General features: G+C 59.8%; 17 protein-coding genes. 13 read left to right on the plus strand and 4 right to left on the minus strand.

The window, feature by feature from the left end:
* Window positions 1–15 precede the first annotated feature (15 nt).
* From lpxD to lpxB, 5 genes are read left to right on the plus strand one after another with little or no spacing between them, the layout of a single operon-like run.
* On the plus strand, window positions 16–1,074 hold the full coding sequence (gene lpxD / locus ACP7B1_RS07530) for a UDP-3-O-(3-hydroxymyristoyl)glucosamine N-acyltransferase (RefSeq protein ID WP_223615029.1): 1,059 nt from the start codon (window positions 16–18) through the stop codon (window positions 1,072–1,074).
* On the plus strand, window positions 1,067–1,552 hold the full coding sequence (gene fabZ, locus ACP7B1_RS07535; protein ID WP_346306821.1) for a 3-hydroxyacyl-ACP dehydratase FabZ: 486 nt from the start codon (window positions 1,067–1,069) through the stop codon (window positions 1,550–1,552). The genes lpxD and fabZ overlap by 8 nt, the downstream gene beginning before the upstream one ends.
* Complete coding sequence (lpxA, locus tag ACP7B1_RS07540; protein ID WP_346306820.1) at window positions 1,552–2,385, plus strand: acyl-ACP--UDP-N-acetylglucosamine O-acyltransferase; 834 nt, start codon at window positions 1,552–1,554, stop codon at window positions 2,383–2,385. Before fabZ ends, lpxA begins: the two co-directional genes overlap by 1 nt.
* On the plus strand, window positions 2,369–3,259 hold the full coding sequence (locus ACP7B1_RS07545; RefSeq protein WP_346306819.1) for an LpxI family protein: 891 nt from the start codon (window positions 2,369–2,371) through the stop codon (window positions 3,257–3,259). Before lpxA ends, ACP7B1_RS07545 begins: the two co-directional genes overlap by 17 nt.
* Window positions 3,256–4,437, plus strand: coding sequence for a lipid-A-disaccharide synthase (gene lpxB, locus ACP7B1_RS07550; RefSeq protein WP_346306818.1), 1,182 nt, complete (start codon window positions 3,256–3,258; stop codon window positions 4,435–4,437). The genes ACP7B1_RS07545 and lpxB overlap by 4 nt, the downstream gene beginning before the upstream one ends.
* Window positions 4,438–4,500: 63 nt before the next feature.
* Here the strand turns inward: lpxB and gltA are convergent, their stop codons facing one another.
* Window positions 4,501–5,793 carry a citrate synthase gene (gene gltA, locus ACP7B1_RS07555; protein ID WP_105732880.1) on the minus strand — a complete coding sequence of 431 codons (1,293 nt, stop codon included), beginning with the start codon at window positions 5,791–5,793 and terminating at the stop codon, window positions 4,501–4,503.
* Window positions 5,794–6,094: 301 nt separating this feature from the next.
* Entirely contained in the window at window positions 6,095–7,519 is a 1,425-nt protein-coding gene (gene gltX / locus ACP7B1_RS07560; RefSeq protein WP_426136857.1) for a glutamate--tRNA ligase, read from the minus strand.
* 232 nt (window positions 7,520–7,751) lie between these two features.
* Between gltX and ACP7B1_RS07565 the strand changes: the two genes are divergently transcribed.
* Window positions 7,752–10,073, plus strand: a complete 2,322-nt coding sequence (locus ACP7B1_RS07565) for a ComEC/Rec2 family competence protein (protein WP_346306817.1) — start codon at window positions 7,752–7,754, stop codon at window positions 10,071–10,073.
* Here the strand turns inward: ACP7B1_RS07565 and lexA are convergent.
* Window positions 10,067–10,786, minus strand: a complete 720-nt coding sequence (lexA, locus tag ACP7B1_RS07570; RefSeq protein ID WP_105733144.1) for a transcriptional repressor LexA — start codon at window positions 10,784–10,786, stop codon at window positions 10,067–10,069. The two genes, ACP7B1_RS07565 and lexA, sit on opposite strands and share 7 nt — an antisense overlap.
* A gap of 188 nt (window positions 10,787–10,974) precedes the next feature.
* Between lexA and ACP7B1_RS07575 the strand changes: the two genes are divergently transcribed.
* Window positions 10,975–11,817 (plus strand): GNAT family N-acetyltransferase, encoded by an 843-nt coding sequence (locus tag ACP7B1_RS07575; RefSeq protein ID WP_346306816.1) that lies wholly within the window; start codon window positions 10,975–10,977, stop codon window positions 11,815–11,817.
* Window positions 11,818–11,821: 4 nt separating this feature from the next.
* Here ACP7B1_RS07575 and ACP7B1_RS07580 read toward each other — a convergent pair whose 3' ends face one another.
* Window positions 11,822–12,850 (minus strand): substrate-binding domain-containing protein, encoded by a 1,029-nt coding sequence (locus tag ACP7B1_RS07580; protein ID WP_223615020.1) that lies wholly within the window; start codon window positions 12,848–12,850, stop codon window positions 11,822–11,824.
* Window positions 12,851–13,270: 420 nt separating this feature from the next.
* Between ACP7B1_RS07580 and ACP7B1_RS07585 the strand changes: the two genes are divergently transcribed.
* The 6 genes from ACP7B1_RS07585 (at window position 13,271) to ACP7B1_RS07610 (ending at window position 19,429) form a co-directional block, all read left to right on the plus strand.
* Window positions 13,271–14,533 (plus strand): ABC transporter substrate-binding protein, encoded by a 1,263-nt coding sequence (locus ACP7B1_RS07585; RefSeq protein ID WP_223615019.1) that lies wholly within the window; start codon window positions 13,271–13,273, stop codon window positions 14,531–14,533.
* A 116-nt stretch (window positions 14,534–14,649) separates the two neighbouring features.
* Complete coding sequence (locus ACP7B1_RS07590) at window positions 14,650–15,597, plus strand: carbohydrate ABC transporter permease (protein ID WP_346306815.1); 948 nt, start codon at window positions 14,650–14,652, stop codon at window positions 15,595–15,597.
* Entirely contained in the window at window positions 15,597–16,427 is an 831-nt protein-coding gene (locus ACP7B1_RS07595; protein WP_223615017.1) for a carbohydrate ABC transporter permease, read from the plus strand. Before ACP7B1_RS07590 ends, ACP7B1_RS07595 begins: the two co-directional genes overlap by 1 nt.
* Window positions 16,428–16,432: 5 nt before the next feature.
* Window positions 16,433–17,443 carry a sn-glycerol-3-phosphate ABC transporter ATP-binding protein UgpC gene (locus tag ACP7B1_RS07600; RefSeq protein ID WP_346306814.1) on the plus strand — a complete coding sequence of 337 codons (1,011 nt, stop codon included), beginning with the start codon at window positions 16,433–16,435 and terminating at the stop codon, window positions 17,441–17,443.
* Window positions 17,444–17,489: 46 nt separating this feature from the next.
* Window positions 17,490–18,272 carry a ThuA domain-containing protein gene (locus ACP7B1_RS07605; RefSeq protein ID WP_346306813.1) on the plus strand — a complete coding sequence of 261 codons (783 nt, stop codon included), beginning with the start codon at window positions 17,490–17,492 and terminating at the stop codon, window positions 18,270–18,272.
* A 107-nt stretch (window positions 18,273–18,379) separates the two neighbouring features.
* Window positions 18,380–19,429, plus strand: a complete 1,050-nt coding sequence (locus ACP7B1_RS07610) for a Gfo/Idh/MocA family protein (protein ID WP_105732872.1) — start codon at window positions 18,380–18,382, stop codon at window positions 19,427–19,429.
* Window positions 19,430–19,447 lie beyond the last annotated feature (18 nt).

Consider the following 19,447-nt stretch of genomic DNA (forward strand, 5'->3'; position numbering starts at 1 on the left):
GGAGAAAGTTAGTCGATGGCCGATCCGATCTTTTATGAGCCACTGCTGAACGTGACTGTTGGTCAGATCGCCGATCTGACCAATGGCGTTCTTGTGGACAGTTCTCTGGCCAACCGGCCGGTCGCCCGCCTCGCATCACTGGCTGATGCCGGTCCCGATGCGCTTGTGTTCATCGATGGCAAGAAGAACGCGCAAAATCTCGAAGGTTTGAAAGCCGCCGGCGTTTTGTGCACGGACGAAGTCAAAGCAAGCGTGCCCAAGACCGTAGCCGTTATCGTCAGCCGCCATCCGCAGCAGGATTTCGCCGCCATTGGCCGGGCGCTTTACCCGCGGGCGGTGAATGCGCATCTCTGGAGCGGCGAAGAGACGGGTGTTTCACCGCACGCCATCATTGATCCGACCGCCGAAATAGAAGACGGCGTGACGATCGAGCCCGGTGTCATCATCGGCAAGCGCGTTTCCATCGGCGCCGGCACCGTCATTGCCGCCAGCGTGGTCATCGGCAACGGCTGCAAGATTGGCCGCGACTGCTATATCGCGCCGAGCTGCTCGGTCCAGTATGCCTTTCTTGGCAATCGTGTGCTGCTGCATCCGGGCGTGCGTATCGGGCAGGATGGTTTTGGTTATGTTCCGGGCAAGGCCGGCCTCGACAAGATGCCCCAACTTGGCCGCGTCATCATCCAGGACAATGTCGAAATTGGCGCCAACACGACCATTGATCGCGGCGCGCTCGCCGATACGGTGATCGGCGAAGGCACAAAAATCGATAATCTCGTGCAGATTGCCCACAATGTTCGTATTGGACGCCATTGCGTGATTGCTGCGCAATGTGGCATTTCCGGTAGTGTGGTGCTTGGCGACATGACGATGCTGGGTGGCAGCGTCGGCATCAAGGATCACGTCAATATTGGTTCCCGCGTGGAAATCGCCGCAGCAAGCGGTGTGATGAATGATATTCCGGACGGTGAGCGGTGGGCCGGTGCGCCCGCGCAGCCGTTCAAGCAATGGTTCCGTGAAATCGCGAGTGTCCGCGCGATGACCAGGACCAAGAAGGAGAGCAGTTCAGATGAATGAAAATGTACAGGCGAGCAGTCTTGGCGTCGCGGACATCCAGAAGCTTCTGGCAAATCTGCCGCATCGCTATCCCTTTCTGCTGATCGACCGCATCGTCGATATCGATCGCGATGTCTCGGCCACGGGCATCAAGAATGTCAGCATCAACGAGCCGCATTTTGCCGGTCATTTTCCTGAACTGCCGATCATGCCCGGCGTTCTGATCGTTGAAGCCATGGCGCAGACCGCCGGTGCTATCGTGCTGTTCCACAATGGCAGCGGCAAGCCGGGCAAGGTCTTCTTCATGACCATCGACAATGCCAAGTTCCGCAAGCCTGTCGTGCCGGGTGATCAGCTCAAGCTGCGCGTGACCAAGCTGAAGCAGCGCGGCAACATCCACAAATACAGCTGCGTTGCGGAAGTTGACGGCGTGAAGGTTGCCGAAGCTGAAGTGGCGGCAATGGTCAGCTTCCCAGAAGAAGACGAGACCGGAGCTTGATGTCCAATTCCAGCATTCATCCCACGTCGATTGTCGAGGCGGGCGCAAAGATTGGTGACAGGGTAAACATCGGGCCATTCTGCCATATCGGACCGGAAGCGGTCATTGGCAATGATGTCACTTTGCTGAGTCATGTCGTCATCATGGGGGCGACCACCCTCGGCGATGGTGCAAAAGTCTATCCGAACGCCACTCTGGGCGGCGATCCGCAGAATACCAAACACAAGGGCGGGCACACCACGCTTGTCATTGGCCGGAACTGCACGATCCGCGAAGGCGTCACGATGAATCGCGGCACCGATGGCAGCCGGGGTTTGACCACGGTTGGCGACAACTGCATGTTCCTGGCCTATTCGCATGTGGCGCATGACTGCGACATCGGCGACAATGTGACCTTTGCCAACAATGTCATGATCGGCGGCCATGTGTCCGTTGGCAACAATGTCATCATCGGCGGCGGTGCGGCCTTGCATCAGTTTGTGCGGGTTGGCCACCATGCGTTTGTCGGCGGGCTTGCAGCAGTGGCACTGGATGTCATTCCCTATGGCATGGTGATCGGCAATCACGCCTATCTGGGCGGCCTGAACATTGTCGGCATGAAGCGCTCGGGCATGGCCCGCCCGGAGATACACAATCTGCGCCGTGCGGTGCGCATGCTGTTCGACCGCAGCAAGCCGGTCCGAAATCGCGCCGGTGACGTGCGTCTTGCCTTTTCTCAATCGCCGGCGGTTCTCGATCTGGTCGATTTCATCACCACTGATACCAAACGTGCGTTCTGCACGCCGCCCCTCGGTTCCGGAATCGAGACCAGCGACAGTGACGACAACAGCTAAGACAACGGATGGGACGCAACCGGCGGCCATAACGGGCCGCACGGCGATTGTCGCGGGCAACGGGCTCCTGCCCATTTCCATCGCGGAAAGCCTGCAGAAGCAGGGTGCGAACCCCCTGATCATTGCCATCAAGGGCGAGGCATCGCCCGAGATCAATGCGCGCAAGCACGCCGAAATCTCGATCGTCGAGCTGGGCGGCCTGATGAAAATCCTGAAATCGGAAGAGATCAGCAATGTCGTTCTGGCGGGTGGCGTGCGCCACCGGCCGGAATTCTCCGCAGCGCTGCGCCCCGGTAACGGCAATCTCGTCGCGTTGTATCGTTTCATGCGGGCTTTTCGCCTCGGTGACGACGGTTTGCTCAAGGCCGTGATCTCAACGATTGAGTCCTACGGTTTCAGGGTTGTCGGTGCGCATGAGATCGTTCCGGATATTCTGGCGCCTGAAGTGGGCACCATCACCCGGAAGAAAGCCGATCAGGCAAGCATTGCCGATATGCGGGCCGCCCGCGCGGCGGCCATCATGATCGGCTCGCTCGATATCGGGCAGGCGGCCATTGCCGTCGGCAGCCGCGTGGTGGCGCTAGAGGGCGTGGAGGGCACCGATGCGATGCTGCAGCGGGTGGCCGAACTGCGCATTGCCAAGCGGATCAACCGCAAGGGCGGTGTGCTGGTGAAATGCGCCAAACCGCAGCAGGAAGTGCGGGCGGATTTGCCGGCCATCGGCGTAAGCACCGTGGAGAATGCGGTGAAGGCCGGTCTGAAGGGCATTGCCATCGAAGCGCGGCGCACGCTGATCCTTGGCTATGCCGAAACAATCGCCGCTGCCAACGAAGCCGGTATTTTCATCGAAACTTTTGCGCAGGAGGCCGAGTGAAAACAGCAGCAAAGCCGCTTCGCCTTGCCATTGTCACCGGCGAAGAGTCCGGCGACCTGCTTGGCGCCGATCTGGTGCAGGCCCTGCGGCGGCAGTATCCGGGCGAGGTGACGCTGACCGGTGTCGGCGGCGAGCATCTCTCAGCCCTTGGCCTCAACTCCTTGTTCGATCAGCACGAAATCGCTCTGGTGGGGCTGACGGCCATCGTCACCAAACTGCCGCAGCTCATCCGCCGGATAGCGCAGCTGGCCAAAGCCATCATTGCGGCGAAACCAGATTGCCTCGTGATTATCGACAGCCCGGATTTCACCCACCGCGTCGCGCGCAAGGTGCGGGCGGCGGATCCCTCGATCCCGATCATCAACTATATCAGCCCGTCGGTCTGGGCCTGGCGCCCGGAACGCGCCAAGGCGATGCGCGGCTATATCGACCATGTGCTGGCCATTCTGCCGTTCGAGGTGCAGGCATTGCAAGATCTCGACGGCCCGCCTGCCACTTATGTCGGCCACAGGCTGGTGACCCATGCGCCGCTGCTGGCGGCGGCAGAGCGGAACCGGGCGCGGGAAAGCAGTTTCGCTGACAGAAGCGAACACAATCTTGTTGTCTTGCCGGGGTCACGCAGAGCAGAAATATCAAGCCTTTCCAAACCTTTCGGTGAGGCAATTGAACTGCTGGCGGAACGCGGCAACCGCTTCAGGCTGACGTTGCCGACACTTCCCAAAGTCGAACCACTGGTGCGCCAGCTCACGGCCGGCTGGAAAGTCCAGCCAAACATTGTGGTGGGTGAAGCGGAACGCCTGAAAGCCTTCGCCGAAGCCGATGCGGCTCTGGCCGCGTCCGGGACCGTGTCGCTGGAACTCGCACTGGCGCGCATCCCGACGGTGTTGTCATACCGGCCTGACTGGCTGGCGCGCATGTTCATTGCGCCGCGCATCAAGGTCTGGAGCGCCGCCTTGCCCAATATTATCGCCGACAAGCGGGTCGTGCAGGAATATTTCAACCAGTTCGTTCGTCCCGGACCACTGGCGCGCGAAATCGAACAACTGCTGAAACCCGGCCATGCCAGGGCGTTGCAGCTTGAGGGGTTCGACGAGATCGCGGCATTGATGCGGACCGAACGGCCATCCGGCGAGATTGCCGCCGAGAAAGTTCTCGACTACGTGCATCAGAGGGCCTGATGAACAGGCTTTTGGATATGAAAAAGGCGCCGAATGGCGCCTTTTTTCGTATTCTGGATGATCTTATTTGCGATTGCCGACCGGAACGTAGTCGCGCTGCGTTGCACCCGTATAAAGCTGGCGCGGGCGGCCGATCTTCTGGTGCGGGTCTTCGATCATTTCCTTCCACTGGGCAATCCAGCCGACGGTGCGGGCAACGGCGAACAGCACGGTGAACATGGTGGTGGGGAAGCCGAGCGCCTTCAAGGTGATGCCGGAATAGAAGTCGACATTCGGATAGAGCTTCTTCTCGATGAAATATTCATCGGTCAGGGCAATGCGCTCCAGCTCCATGGCGACGTCGAGCAGCGGATCGTCCTTGATGCCGAGTTCGGCGAGAACTTCCTTGGTGGTCTGCTGCATGATCTTGGCGCGCGGATCGTAGTTCTTGTAGACGCGGTGGCCAAAGCCCATCAGACGGAACGGATCATTCTTGTCCTTGGCGCGGTTGATGAATTCGGGAATGCGGTCAACCGTACCGATTTCGCCGAGCATGTTGAGGGCGGCCTCATTGGCGCCGCCATGGGCCGGGCCCCAGAGGCAGGCAATGCCGGCAGCGATACAGGCGAACGGATTGGCACCGGACGAACCGGCAAGCCGCACCGTCGACGTCGAGGCATTCTGCTCGTGATCAGCGTGCAAAATGAAAATCCGGTCCATTGCGCGGGCAAGAACCGGATTGGGGACGTAGTCTTCGCACGGCACGGCAAAGCACATGTGCAGGAAGTTGGTGGCGAAATCGAGATTGTTCTTCGGGTAAACGAAGGGCTGGCCGATGTGATACTTGTATGCCATGGCAGCCAGGGTCGGGATCTTGGCGATCATGCGGATGGATGCAACCATGCGCTGATGCGGATCGGAAATATCGGTCGAGTCGTGATAAAAGGCCGACAGGGCGCCAACGCAGCCGACCATGACAGCCATGGGATGGGCGTCACGGCGGAAGCCGCTGAAGAAGCGCGACATCTGTTCGTGCACCATGGTGTGGTGCGTTACACGATAGTCGAAATCATGCTTCTGGCTCTTTGTCGGCAGTTCGCCGTAAAGCAGGAGATAGCAGGTTTCGAGGAAGTCGCCTTTTTCGGCGAGTTGTTCGATCGGATAGCCGCGATGCAGCAAAATACCTTCGTCACCGTCGATATAGGTGATCTGCGACTCGCAGGAGGCTGTGGATGTAAAACCCGGATCGTAGGTGAATGCACCCGTGTTCTTGTAGAGTGTTCCAATGTCCACGACATCAGGTCCGATGGTGCCTTTTTTAATCGGTAACGCAAACTCGTGACCATTCAGATCGATGTTGACGCTATTCTCAGACATTGCCGTTCCTTTCTTGCTTCAGCTCCCGCTGACATCCCGTGTACCATTCCGAAGTTCGCTGCTTGAGCAGTAGACTCTCGTCGAACTTCGGAAGTGAAAGCACACGAGTTACTTCATATTCCAGTATGCCTTTGAAACAGGATGTTCCTTGCAGGCAGGTTATTTTCTGACCTCTGCGTTCAGCACACTGGCCCAAAGCCTTGACCTCTTTGCAAGGTCTTTATCCTGATTTTCTCAGGCACGTCACCGTAGCCGAACGGCACAATGTTGCAATGCAAAAATGCACCGTCGAGGCTGCGGATTAACCTTTTATCCGGTCTTCAATACGCCCCAGCGACTCCTCGCGGCCAAGCACCGCCAGCACGTCGAAAACCCCCGGAGATGTTGCTCTTCCCGTCAATGCCGCCCGCAAGGGCTGGGCAATTTTACCCAGTTTCAGGCCGGTATTTTCCGCATGAACCCGCACGGCCGCATCCAATGCTTCGGCGGTCCAGTCATTGACAGCCGACAGCGCCGGAAGAACGCCGGAAAGCACACCCAGGCCCTCTTCGTTCAACAGGCCGGCTGCCTTTTCATCCAATGCCAACGGGCGCTGCGCAAACAGGTACTTTGCACTGTCCGCCAGTTCGACCAGCGTCTTGGCGCGTTCCTTCAGGCCGGGCATTGCCGCCAGCAATTGCTGACGGGTCCGGTCATTGAGCCGCGACAGAATGTCCGCGCCGCCTTCGATTTCCGGCAGGATGTCGATCATAGCCTTGACCAGGTCGTCATCGGCGGAGAACCGCATGTAGTGACCGTTGATCGCTTCGAGCTTCTGGAAATCGAAACGCGATGCGCCGCGATTGATGTCGGAAATCTCGAACCACTCGATCATCTGCGCATCGGACATGATCTCGTCATCGCCATGGCTCCAGCCGAGGCGGACGAGATAGTTGCGCAGGGCGGCGGGCAGATAGCCCATGGCGCGATAGGCTTCCACGCCGAGCGCACCGTGACGCTTCGACAGCTTTGCTCCATCCGCACCGTGAATCAGCGGAATATGACCCATCACAGGGATATCCCAGCCCATCGCATCATAGATGATGGCCTGGCGCGCCGCATTGGTCAGGTGATCGTCGCCACGGATGATGTGGGTGACGCCCATGTCATGGTCATCGACGACAACCGCGTGCATGTAGGTCGGATTGCCGTCGGAGCGCAGGATAATGAAATCATCGAGATCCTTGTTGGGAAAGCGCACATCGCCCTGTACGAGGTCGCGCACCAGGGTTTCGCCGTCCTGCGGCGCCTTGATGCGGATAACCGGCTTGACGCCTGCAGGGGCTTCCTTCGGATCGCGATCGCGCCAGCGGCCGTCATAGCGCGGCGGGCGGCCCTCGGCGCGGGCTTTTTCGCGCATTTCCTCAAGCTCTGCCGGCGAAGCATAGCAGTAATAGGCCTTGCCCTTGGCGACCAGCTCTTCGGCGACTTCCCGGTGGCGGGGCGCGCGCTCGTATTGCGACACCGCATCGCCATCCCAATCGAGGCCCAGCCACTTCAGGCCATCGAGAATGGCCGTGACAGCCGCTTCCGAGGAGCGTTCTCGGTCCGTGTCTTCGATGCGCAGCAGCATCTTGCCGCCCGTATGCTTGGCATAAAGCCAGTTGAACAGGGCCGTGCGGGCGCCGCCAATATGGAGGTATCCGGTCGGGGAGGGTGCAAAACGGGTAACAACAGGTGACGACATAAGGACTCCAACAGACGTCTCGGCCATTAGCCTAACATCCAATCGATTTGATCTGGCGTTGATGTAGCATAGGAGCGCTGTCGTGCAAGGGCATTGGCAGAATTGGAGGCAAATGCAGGGGCCCGGCACCAGTACACAAACGAGTGAACGGCAGTTTTTTGATCGTCCGGCGGACGATGAGCCGGGTCTTGCGATCCAAATATCCCAAAATGTTGCTGTCACCCGGCGAGGCGTGAGTCTGTCCGCAGCGCTGCGCCGGCGCATGGGGTTGGGGCAGGATTTGCTCCCGGCCGTTTCCCGGGCATGCGGGCGGGATTATGATCGCGGCAGTCTTTTCCTGTTCGTGCCGGTTTTTGCCGGCAGCGGCGCCATCGTCTATTTCAGTCTGCCATCGGAACCGCGGCTGAGCGCCATCCTCTTCGGATTGACCGCGCTTGCCGGGTTCAAACTCCTGGCACGCGAGCGGCATCTGACGGGGATGGGTCTTTCCGCCGCCGTGCTGGTTGTCATGGGCATGCTCTGCGCCAAACTGGAAACGCTGCGGCTGGATACGCCAATGCTCGGCTCCGCCGTCACCACGCGGCTGACCGGCCGCATCGTCGCGATCAACCGCGCCGAGCGGGGCGGCTGGCGCGTGACGGTTGACGTGATAGCGACGGAGCGCCCGCTGCTGCGCTATGCCCCGGCAAGGCTGGTTGTATCGGCCCGAGCCTTGCCACCTGAAGCTGCCATAGGCAGCGGGCTGCGCGGTCTGGTGCATCTGCGCCCGCCATCCGGTCCCGTGCGATCAGGCAATTACGACTTTGCCTTCCACAATTACTACAGGGGCATCGGCGGCAGCGGCTTCTTTCTTGGCAGGCCCGAAGCAGCCTCTCTGCCGGAACCGGCTGATTTGACAACCAGAACGCTGTTTGCCGTCGCTGCGATGCGCCAGGCACTCACTGATCGTATCCTCAGTCATATACCTGGAGAAGCCGGTGCCATCGCCGCATCGCTGATCACCGGCCAGCGCGATGGCATCAGCGAGGCCACCAACAACGCCATGCGGCTGAGCGGCCTGTCGCATATCCTCTCCATTTCTGGATTGCACATGGCGCTCGTGGCCGGGATCGTCATCGGCTCGCTGCGTGCATGCATGGCCTTCTTTCCGGACTTTGCCGCGCGCTATCCCATCAAGAAATTTTCGGCATGCGCAGCGCTGCTGGCATCGGCATTCTATCTGCTGCTCTCGGGGATCGACGTGGCGGCCCAGCGCAGCTTTGTCATGCTGGCAGTCATGCTTGTCGCCATGACCGTGGACCGGGCTGCCTTGTCATTGCGCAATGTTGCCCTGGCCGCCTTGGTAACCATTGCCATCGCGCCGCACGAGGTGATGGGACCAAGCTTCCAGATGTCGTACTCGGCCACCGCCGCACTGATCGCATTCTACGGCTGGTGGTCGCCGCGCAGGGCCGGCCGGACCGCGCGGCGTGCCTCCGGCAACAACCTGTTGTTGCGGCTGCCCGGTAAGATCGGCGATCATATCAGTGATGTCGCGCTGACATCCCTGGTCGCCGGTTCGGCCAGTGCGATCTTTGCCGCCTATCATTTCAACAATACCGCACCGCTCGGGCTGATCGGCAACGCCTTTGCCTTGCCCGTGGTCTCGGTGCTGGTCATGCCCTTCGCCGTATTGGCGCTGTTGCTGATGCCGTTCGATCTGGATTTCCTGCCGTTCGCCGTCATGGAACGCGGCATCAAGCTGGTGGTGTTCATCGCCCATCACGTTGCCGCACTCTCGCCCTCGGGTAATCTCGGTCCGATGCCGCAGCCGAGCCTTATCCTGATGAGCGTGGCACTTGTGATCCTGCTTCTCACGACGTCGTGGTTGCGTCTGTGCAGCCTGCCGCTGTTTGCTGCGGCCATCCTGATCATGGCACGCACAGCGCCGCCGGATATCGTCCTGTCGGAGGATGGCCGGCTGGCCGGTGTGCGCAATGGCGCGGCATTGATGATCAATCGCCCGCAGGGCGGCGCCTTCACGTTAAACAACTGGCGGCAGGGTTTTGGGCTGGAACAGATCGTCAAACCGGCGCGGATCGGCAAAGAGGCAGCGGAGGGTGCCTTCGAATGCGCCGGAAAGCTCTGCCTGGCGCGCGAACCGGGCGGTCTCATCATCGCCTATACGGATGATCCCGCGCAAAGGAACCCCGCCTGCAGCGAGGGAAACATCGTCGTGCTGGGCTTTGCCGGTGTGAACACCGGTTGCCCCGTTCCCGGCCCGATGGTGATCACGCGCCGCGATCTCGCCCTGAACGGTGCTGCGGAAATCCGGTTCGGTTCCGGCGGGCAAGGGCAGGGTGACGTGACGGATCTATCGAAAGCCGTAGAAGCGATGGAGCAAAGGGGGCAGTCGGCCCGCCTGACCTGGGCGATCGGTCCGCCCGACCGACCCTGGAACACGTACCGCATCCATTCCAATGCGGCGCGCAACCGGCCGGAGCGTTCACGCAAGGCCCACGCGATCGAAGGCATCCCGGACAATGCCGAACGGGACGCGGCGGCCGATCAGTAACGGCGGATCAGGCCGACGAGCTTGCCCTGCACCCGCACGCGGTCCGGTCCGAAAATCCGCGTTTCATAGGCAGGGTTGGCGGCTTCCAGGGCAATCGAGGCACCCTTGCGGCGGAACCGCTTGAGCGTGGCTTCCTCATCATCGACCAGCGCAACGATGATTTCGCCTGGGCTTGCGGTGTCGCCGCGCTTGATGACGACGGTATCGCCATCAAAAATGCCCGCTTCGATCATCGAGTCGCCCTTGACCTCAAGCGCATAATGTTCACCGCTGCCGATCATATCAGGCGGAAGGCTCAGCATGTGGGTCTGGTTCTGGATCGCGGAAATCGGCACACCGGCGGCAATCCGGCCCATGACCGGAATGCTGACATTGGCAGGCATATCCATGTCGTTGGAGGCGCGCGGCTGCGGTTTGGGCGGCGCAACATTACGTCCGAGACTGCCCTCGATGACACTCGGCTCGAACTTTCTCTGGCTGTTGAGGCCGGGTGCGATGGAGTCCGGCAGGCGCAGGACTTCCAGCGCACGTGCCCTGTTCGCAAGCCGGCGAATGAAGCCGCGCTCTTCCAGCGCAGTGATCAGCCGGTGAATGCCGGATTTGGAGGCCAGATCCAGCGCATCCTTCATTTCGTCGAAGGATGGCGGAATGCCCGTCTCCTTCAGACGCTCATGAATGAAGAGAAGAAGTTCATGTTGTTTACGCGTGAGCATCGGCGATCCTTTAGCAGGGAATCGGAAAAACAAAACCAGAACAAACACTATCTGTTCCAGCATTGTTCTACAAGTGCTTAATATTCCGTTGCGGCAATGCTGGAAGCTTGGTTACGAAGCATGTGGGGGCAGAAATGCACCCGTTCAGGGTACTGTTCCGTCGGTTTCCAACTGGATATCACAATATCATGACAGCTTTCATCCGAATCGCCGAGCGCCAGGACCTTGACACCATCATCGACTGGGCAGCTGCCGAGGGCTGGAACCCCGGTTTGGACGATGCGGACGCATTCTGGGCCGCGGACCCCAAAGGCTATCACGTGCTTGAGGTCAATGATGAACTGACGGCAGCGGTCTCGCTGGTCCGCTATGCGAGAGACTACGGCTTTCTCGGCTTCTACATGGTGCGTCCGCAATCGCGCGGGCTGGGTTTCGGCTGGTCGCTCTGGCAGGATGTGCTGAGCGGATTTGCCGGACAGACCATCGGCCTTGATGGTGTCGTTGCCCAGCAGGAAAACTATCGGAAGTCGGGGTTTGTCTATGCCCATGCGAATTACCGCTATGGCGGCGCCCCCGGCTGCAGGGCACCCGTCAGCGACGATATCGTCGCCATCGATGCGCAATGGATCGGCGCCGTCGCCGCCTATGACCGTCAATTCAATCCCGAACCACGGGAATCGTTTATCCGTGCCTGGCTCGGCCCGTCCGGCTCGCGCCACGGCCTGGCCTGCATTGCCGACGGAAAAATCGCGGGGTATGGCGTCGTGCGCGCATGCCGCGAGGGTTGCAAAATCGGTCCCTTGTTTGCCGAAACCGAAGAGATCGCCGACCGGCTGTTTCAATCGCTCGCAGCAAAGGCCGGGGATGCACAGGTCTTTCTGGATATTCCCGGGACCAATGGGGCCGCGCGGCGCCTGTGCGACCGGTACGGTCTGGCGCCGGTGTTCGAAACCGCACGCATGTATCGCGGACCGGCGCCCGAATTGCCGCTCGACCGGATTTTTGGCATCACAACCTTCGAATTGGGCTAGGCACTCACCGGCGCGGGGCGACGGGCGGACCGCTCGATTGGCGCAGGATGAGTTCGACCGGCCATATCTCGTGGATGTTCTCGACCGGCTCGCCGTCAAGGACGCGCACCAGCAGTTCGGCGATACGCGACCCGGCGGAGCGGATCGACGACCGGGTGGTGGTCATGGCGGGGACCATGTTGCTGGCATTGAGATAGGGGAACACGTCGTCATGGGCGATCACCGAAACTTCCTTGCCGAGTTCGTAGCCTTTTGAACGGATGGCGCGGAAAATGCCGAGCGCCGTCATCATCGAGCCGGCGAGAATGGCGGTCGGATGCGGCGTATAGGACAAAAGCCGCTGCGCCTCATGAAAACCGGTTTCGTCGGAAAAACGCTCATGCACGATGAAGCGCGGATCGACGGCAATGCCGCGCTCCAGCAATGCTTCGCGATAACCCATTTCGCGGTGTTCGGAAAAGGTGTGGCCCTTCAGCCCGTCGATCATCGCGATATGCCGGTGGCCGAGATCGATCAGGTGCGATGCCGCCTGCCGGAAGGCGCCGGCATTGTCGATATCGAGCCAGGCATGCGGGGCGGCGATATTGGTTCGCCCGTGCAGCACAAAGGGAAATTTCGCTTCCGTCAGCATGGCAACCCGCTCGTCCATCAGGGTGGGGCCGGTGACGATGATGCCGTCCACGCGCTTGCTGGAAATCAGCCGCCGGTAGGCCGCAAGCTCGTCATTGTTGATGCTCGGGCTCATCAGCAGGTCCATTTCGTGCTGCGACAGCTGCTCGGCCAGACCGGAAAAGAACTCGCTGGTGTGCGGACCGAAACGTTCGCTGCGGTCGCGCGGCATCAGGATGCCGATGGCGCCGATGCGGCCGATGGCAAGGCGCCGGGCATTGGCATTGGCGCTGTAACCGAATTTGAGAGCCGCCTGGCTGACGCGTTCGCGCGTCGCCTTGTTGACTTCAGGATAGCCGTTCAGGGCGCGACTGACGGTCGTTTGCGAGAGGCCCAGTTGTTCAGCCAGTTCCTTGAGTTTCATGGCAAGCAATCCAGTACGGTCTGTTCAGGCAATGCAGATATGACTCCAAATAATAAACATAACCAGAGGCTAAATTCAAAGCGCTTTGGTAAATTGCTCGCGATATTGTGATCCGCGAGCGGCGCAGTGCTGTTTCAACAGGGCGGCAGCCCGGAATTCACGTTCTCAGCAATACCGTATAATGCACTGTAACATATATATAATAATTCATTTCTCCATGCGGTTTACCTTGATGTCTGGCTTGTGCCGCCAATTTGCGGCTTGACAGGTGAAAGAGCCTTTGTCATTTTTCATTCAAAGCGCTTTGAATTTTGATGTTTCAAATGATTTCCAAAGCGCTTCAGGAGGAGTTTTTGAAGAGGGGCCAAGCATCGTTGCGATGTACGGCAGCCGATTCTGTCAGATTTTTGGGAGGAAATCATGAAAGCCAAATCATTCATTGCGACCCTTTTGACCACGACCTTGCTGGCTTCAGGGGCTTTTGCCGCCAATCTGGCGATTGTATCCGGCGACACCGGCAATGGACGCGAGTTCCTGCGCAAGCAGCTTGACCAGTTCGAGAAGGAAACCGGCAACAAGGTGTCCATCGTTGCCATGCCAGCCAACAGTTCCGACAATTTCGGCCAGTACCGGCTGTGGCTCGCCGCCGGCAATACCGACATCGACGTCTACCGTACCGACGTGATCTGGGCGCCGCAGCTGGCCGACCAGTTCCTCGACCTGAAGGAAGCCGCCAAGGACGTCATCGACCAGCACATACCGTCGATCATCGAAAGCCAGACCGTCGGCGGCAAGCTGGTCGCCTTGCCGATGTTCACCGACGCCCCGGCGCTCTACTACCGCAAGGACCTGCTGGAAAAGTACAAGAAGCCGGTGCCGAAAACCTGGGACGAGATGGCGGCAACCGCCAAGGAAATCCAGGACGGCGAGCGGGCGGCCGGCAACAAGAGCATTTATGGCTTTGTCTTCCAGGCCAATGCCTATGAGGGCCTGACCTGCAACGCGCTCGAATGGGTAAAATCCTCGGGCGGCGGGCAGATTGTCGAGGCGGACGGCACGATTTCGATCAACAATCCGGAAGCGGCAGCGGCCATCGACCGCGCCAAGGGCTGGGTCGATACCATCTCGCCCAAGGGCGTGCTCGCCTACACGGAGGAAGAAGCACGCGGCGTCTGGCAGACCGGCAATTCCGTTTTCATGCGCAACTGGCCCTATGCCTATGCGCTGGCCGGGGCCGATGGCAGCGCCATCAAGGGCAAGTTCGACGTGGCGCCCCTGCCGAGCGGCAAGGATGGCCAAAACTCCGCTGCAACGCTTGGCGGCTGGAACCTGGCGGTTTCAAAATATTCGAAGGCGCCCGAAGAGGCGATCAAGCTGGCGCTGTTCCTCGGTTCGCCCGCACAGCAGAAGGCGCGGGCGATTTCCCAGGCCAGCATGCCGACCATCAAGGCGCTCTATGACGACAAGGATATCGCCGCCGCGCAGCCGCTGATTCCAAACTGGAAGCCGGTGTTTGAAAATTCCGTTCCGCGCCCCTCGGCGCCGACGAAGGTGAAATACAATGAAGTGTCCAACATGTTCTGGAGTGCGGTCCACGATACATTATCGGGCAATGGCACCGCTGCCGAAAACCTTGAGCTTCTGGAAGCAAAGCTGACCGAACTCAAGGGAAACAGCTGGTAGACCCCTGCCAGCAAAAGGGCACGGTGCGGATGGCGTTCACAACCTCCCGAACCCCGTTCGCACCGTTTGCCTGACGCTTTCGCTTCATCCGGAACCACACGGGCAGGAATACGAGCATGACGCCTTCCACCGCACGTTCAGAGCTTTTGCGGCAGCGCGCCCGCTCGGCGCAGCTGTTTCTCATTCCGATGATCATCGCGCTGGCCATCGTTGCCGGCTGGCCCTTGCTTCGGACAATCTATTTCTCGTTCACCGATGCTTCGCTGACCAATATGAGCGCGGCCAAATGGGTGGGATTCAAGAACTATCTGTCGTGGATCCAGCTGAAAAGCGGCCGCACGATCTTTTCAGGACTTCTGGTCGATCCGACCTGGTGGAACGCCGTGTGGAACACGGTGCGCTTCAGCATCATCTCCGTGGCGCTGGAAGCCTTTTTCGGCATGATCGTCGCGCTTGTTCTGAATGCCGAGTTCAAGGGCAGGGGCATTGTCCGCGCTGCCATCCTCATTCCCTGGGCGATCCCGACTATCGTGTCGGCCCGCCTGTGGGGCTGGATGCTGAACGACCAGTTCGGCATTCTCAACGATCTGTTCATGCGCCTTGGTTTCATCAGCCATCCCATTGCCTGGACGGCGAGTGCCGATACGGCCATGACGGCGGTGCTGATCGTCGATGTCTGGAAGACCACGCCCTTCATGGCGCTGCTCATTCTGGCAGGCCTGCAGATGGTGCCGAAGGACATTTATGAAGCCGCGCATATCGACGGCGTGCATCCGATCCGCCAGTTCTTCCGCATCACGCTGCCGCTGATCAAGCCGGCACTGATGGTCGCCATCATTTTCCGCCTGCTCGATGCCATGCGCATTTTCGACCTGATCTATGTGCTGACGCCCAACAGCTCGCAGACCAAGACCATGTCGGTACTGGCGCGGGAAAATCTCATCGAATTCGACAAATTTGCCTATGGCTCGGCACAGTCGACACTGCTGTTTCTGGTGATCGCCCTGATGACCGTGCTGGCGATCTGGCTTGGCCGCGTGCGCCTCGATGGAGGAGACCGCTGATGATCTGGAATCTCACCAAGAACACGGCGTTTTATGCGCTCGTTACCCTGATTGTCGTGCTGGCGGTCTTTCCGTTCTACTACGCCATCATCACCAGCTTCAAAACCGGCAGCAACCTGTTCACCGTCGAGTATTTTCCGTCGTCGTTCTCGCTGGAAAACTACGTCTCGGTCATCAATGCCGGCAGTTTCACCCGCAATCTGCTCAATTCGCTTGTCGTGTCGACACTGGTGGTGCTGCTGGCCCTGCTGATTGCCGTCACCGCATCCTTTGCGCTGGCCCGTGTGCGGTTTCGCGGCCGCTCGCTACTGCTGCTGACCATCCTGTCGGTCTCGATGTTCCCGCAGATCGCGGTGCTGGCGGGCCTGTTCGAGGTCGTGCGCTTTCTCGGCCTCTACAACACGCTGTGGAGCCTCGTCTTTTCCTACACGATCTTCACACTGCCGTTCACCGTGTGGGTGCTGACCACCTTCATGCGCGATCTGCCTGTCGAAATCGAGGAGGCGGCCATCGTCGATGGGGCCACTCCCTGGGTCATCATCACAAAGGTATTCCTGCCGCTGATGTGGCCGGCGATGGTAACGACCGGACTGCTCGCCTTCATCGCGGCGTGGAACGAGTTCCTGTTTGCCCTCACATTCACGTCTTCGACGGAGGTGCGCACGGTGCCTGTCACCATCGCGCTTTTGTCCGGAGCCAGCGCGCATGAAATCCCGTGGGGCACGATCATGGCCGCATCCGTCATCGTGACGGTGCCGCTCGTTGTTCTCGTCCTGATTTTCCAACGCAAGATCATTTCCGGCCTCACCGCCGGCGGCGTCAAGGGGTAACTCAAATGACAGCTATTCATCTCAACAATGTCCGCAAGTCCTTCGGTACGTTCGACGTCATCAAGGGGGTCGATCTGGAAATCAGCCCGAGCGAATTCATGGTGTTCGTCGGCCCTTCCGGCTGCGGAAAATCCACGTTGCTGCGGTTGATCGCCGGGCTTGAGGATATCACCGCCGGAACGCTCGCCTTCGACGACAAGGTGGTCAACAGCCTGACGCCGTCGCAGCGCGGCATTGCCATGGTGTTCCAGTCCTATGCGCTTTATCCGCACATGACGGTGTTCGACAATATGGCGTTCGGCCTGAAACTGGCCAAGGGCGGCACAGACGAAATCAAGCGGCGGGTGAACGAGGCGGCGGACATGCTGCAGATCACCGCCTATCTCGACCGGTTGCCGAAACAGCTTTCCGGCGGCCAGCGCCAGCGCGTGGCCATCGGCCGCGCCATCGTGCGCGATCCGAAAGTCTTCCTGTTCGATGAACCGCTGTCCAATCTCGATGCGGCCCTGCGGGTGCAGACACGGCTTGAGATCGCCAAACTGCATGCAAAAATGCACGAGACCACGATGATCTACGTCACCCACGATCAGGTGGAGGCGATGACGCTTGCAGACCGGATCTGCGTGCTGCGCGACGGCATCGTTGAGCAGGTCGGTACGCCGCTGGAGCTTTATGAGAAGCCGCAATCGGTCTTTGTCGCCGGTTTCATCGGGTCGCCGAAGATGAATTTCCTCACCGAGAAACACGCGGATACCTACCGCGCCCACACGCTCGGCGTGCGGCCGGAGCATCTTGAAATCAAGGACAAGGGCGGCACCTGGAACGGCAAGCTGATCCTGTCCGAAAACCTCGGTTCCGAGACCTATCTCTACATCGATATTGGCGCGAAGGACCCGCTTGTCGTCAGACAGGACGGGACTGCAAGCCAGCAGCCCGGCGAACTGCTCCACATTTCGCCGATCAACGACAATGTCCACCGCTTCGATCAATCGGGCAGGCCGGCAGCGTCAAACTGAACTGAGCATCCTCCCAACCGCATATGCAATGAATAGGAAGACAAAGATGACCATCCGCACGCTCGTCTGGGGCGAAAATGTTCATGAACAGCTGAACAAGACCGTCGCCGAAATCTACCCTGAAGGCATGCACAACCAGATTGCCAAGCTTCTGAAGTCCGACAGCAATATCTCGGTCAAGACCGCCACCCTGCAGGAACCCGAACACGGCCTGACCGACAAGGTACTGGATGAAACCGATGTGCTGATCTGGTGGGGGCACCGCGCCCATGGCGATGTCGCCGACGACGTGGTCGAGCGCGTTGCCAAGCGCGTCTGGGAAGGCATGGGCATCATCGTCCTGCACTCCGGGCATTTCTCCAAGATTTTCAAGCGCCTGATGGGCTCGCCCTGTGCGCTGCACTGGCGCGAAGCCGGTGAGCGCGAGCGGCTCTGGGTGGTCAATCCCGGCCATCCCATCGCCAAGGGCCTGCCACGCTATTTCGAGCTGGAAAACGAAGAGATGTATGGCGAGCCGTTCTCCGTGCCGGAACCGCTCGAGACCATCTTCGTCTCGTGGTTCCAGGGCGGCGAGGTGTTCCGTTCCGGCCTGACCTACCGCAAGGGCGCGGGCAACGTGTTCTATTTCCGTCCCGGCCACGAAACCTATCCAACCTATCACGATGCGACGGTCGGGCTTGTCCTGCGCAATGCGGTGAACTGGGCCTACAATCCCAACCGCTATCCGGAACTCAATACGGCGCCGAACACGCCGGTCGAACAGGCCATCGAGCCCATCACCGCGCGCGGCGGCAGCCTGCATGAAGCTGGCGAGGAAGGTTTCCGCTAAACACCGATCCGATCGGGGACGGCCCGCGCGGCCGTTTCCCATATCCGCAGTATCAATGCCGGCACCGCGTTGCAGCGTGCGGCACATTCATGTGAAGGACTGGACCAATGCGTCTTTTGATCTTGGGTACCGGCAGTATGGCCAATTCCCATGCCAAGAATTTCGCTGAAATCGAAGGGGTAACACTGGCGGGCGCGGTGGATGTCGATCCGGGCCGGGCGGAAGCATTCCGCGCGGAATATGGCATCGAGCGGGCATTCACCTCGCTGGAGGAGGCGCTGGCCTGGGGCGATTTCGATGCGGTGGCCAATGTCACGCCCGACAGCATCCACCACGCCACGACCCTGCAGTGCATCGCGGCGGGCAAGCACGTGTTCTGCGAAAAGCCGCTTGCGGCCAATTATGAAGATGCCGCCGAAATGGCCGACAAGATCGAGGCGGCGGGCCTCGTCGGCATGGTGAACCTGACCTATCGCAATGTCGCGCAGCTGCAGGCGGCCCGCAAGCTGGTCACCAGCGGCCAGATCGGCAAGGTCAGACACGTGGAAGCATCGTACCTGCAAAGCTGGCTTGTCTCGAAAATGTGGGGTGACTGGCAGACGGAAAGCCGCTGGCTCTGGCGTTTGTCAAAGAAGCACGGCTCCAACGGCACGCTTGGCGACGTCGGCGTGCATATTCTCGATTTCGTCGTCTATGGCACCGATACGGAAATCGACGAGGTGTTCTGCCGCCTCAAGGCATTCGACAAGGCGGAAGGCAATCGCATCGGTGAATATGAACTCGACGCCAATGACAGTTTCACCATGACGGTAAGCTTCACCAATGGCGCGCTGGGTGTCGTCCATTCAAGCCGCTGGGCCACGGGCCATGTCAATGAGCTGCGCCTGCGTGTCTACGGCGACAAGGGTGCATTCGAAGTCGTGCACCGTCATGACGGCTCCAAGCTGCTGGTCTGCCTCGGCGATGACGTGGAAACGGCGGTGTGGAAAGAGGTCGAGGTCGAGCCTGTCGCGACGAACTATCAGCGGTTTGTCGAGGCGGTCAAACAGGGCAAAACACTCGAACCATCTTTCCGGCACGCGTCTAGGTTGCAAAAAGCAATAGACCTTGCCAATATAACGGAAAGTGACCGTAGAGAGCACCGGTTAACTGCCTGATTTGAGTATAAGAATTGC

The organism is Phyllobacterium sp. SL163 (genome assembly GCF_049896885.1).
GTDB lineage: Bacteria > Pseudomonadota > Alphaproteobacteria > Rhizobiales > Rhizobiaceae > Phyllobacterium > Phyllobacterium calauticae.

Excerpts from the sequence above, each read along its gene's own strand:
- lpxD (WP_223615029.1), top strand. The coding sequence starts at position 16 with ATGGCCGATCCGATCTTTTATGAGCCACTGCTGAACGTGACTGTTGGT.
- fabZ (WP_346306821.1), top strand. The coding sequence starts at position 1,067 with ATGAATGAAAATGTACAGGCGAGCAGTCTTGGCGTCGCGGACATCCAG.
- lpxA (WP_346306820.1), top strand. The coding sequence starts at position 1,552 with ATGTCCAATTCCAGCATTCATCCCACGTCGATTGTCGAGGCGGGCGCA.
- gltA (WP_105732880.1), bottom strand. The coding sequence starts at position 5,793 with ATGTCTGAGAATAGCGTCAACATCGATCTGAATGGTCACGAGTTTGCG.
- gltX (WP_426136857.1), bottom strand. The coding sequence starts at position 7,519 with ATGTCGTCACCTGTTGTTACCCGTTTTGCACCCTCCCCGACCGGATAC.
- lexA (WP_105733144.1), bottom strand. The coding sequence starts at position 10,786 with ATGCTCACGCGTAAACAACATGAACTTCTTCTCTTCATTCATGAGCGT.
- ACP7B1_RS07575 (WP_346306816.1), top strand. The coding sequence starts at position 10,975 with ATGACAGCTTTCATCCGAATCGCCGAGCGCCAGGACCTTGACACCATC.
- ACP7B1_RS07580 (WP_223615020.1), bottom strand. The coding sequence starts at position 12,850 with ATGAAACTCAAGGAACTGGCTGAACAACTGGGCCTCTCGCAAACGACC.
- ACP7B1_RS07585 (WP_223615019.1), top strand. The coding sequence starts at position 13,271 with ATGAAAGCCAAATCATTCATTGCGACCCTTTTGACCACGACCTTGCTG.
- ACP7B1_RS07590 (WP_346306815.1), top strand. The coding sequence starts at position 14,650 with ATGACGCCTTCCACCGCACGTTCAGAGCTTTTGCGGCAGCGCGCCCGC.
- ACP7B1_RS07595 (WP_223615017.1), top strand. The coding sequence starts at position 15,597 with ATGATCTGGAATCTCACCAAGAACACGGCGTTTTATGCGCTCGTTACC.
- ACP7B1_RS07600 (WP_346306814.1), top strand. The coding sequence starts at position 16,433 with ATGACAGCTATTCATCTCAACAATGTCCGCAAGTCCTTCGGTACGTTC.
- ACP7B1_RS07605 (WP_346306813.1), top strand. The coding sequence starts at position 17,490 with ATGACCATCCGCACGCTCGTCTGGGGCGAAAATGTTCATGAACAGCTG.
- ACP7B1_RS07610 (WP_105732872.1), top strand. The coding sequence starts at position 18,380 with ATGCGTCTTTTGATCTTGGGTACCGGCAGTATGGCCAATTCCCATGCC.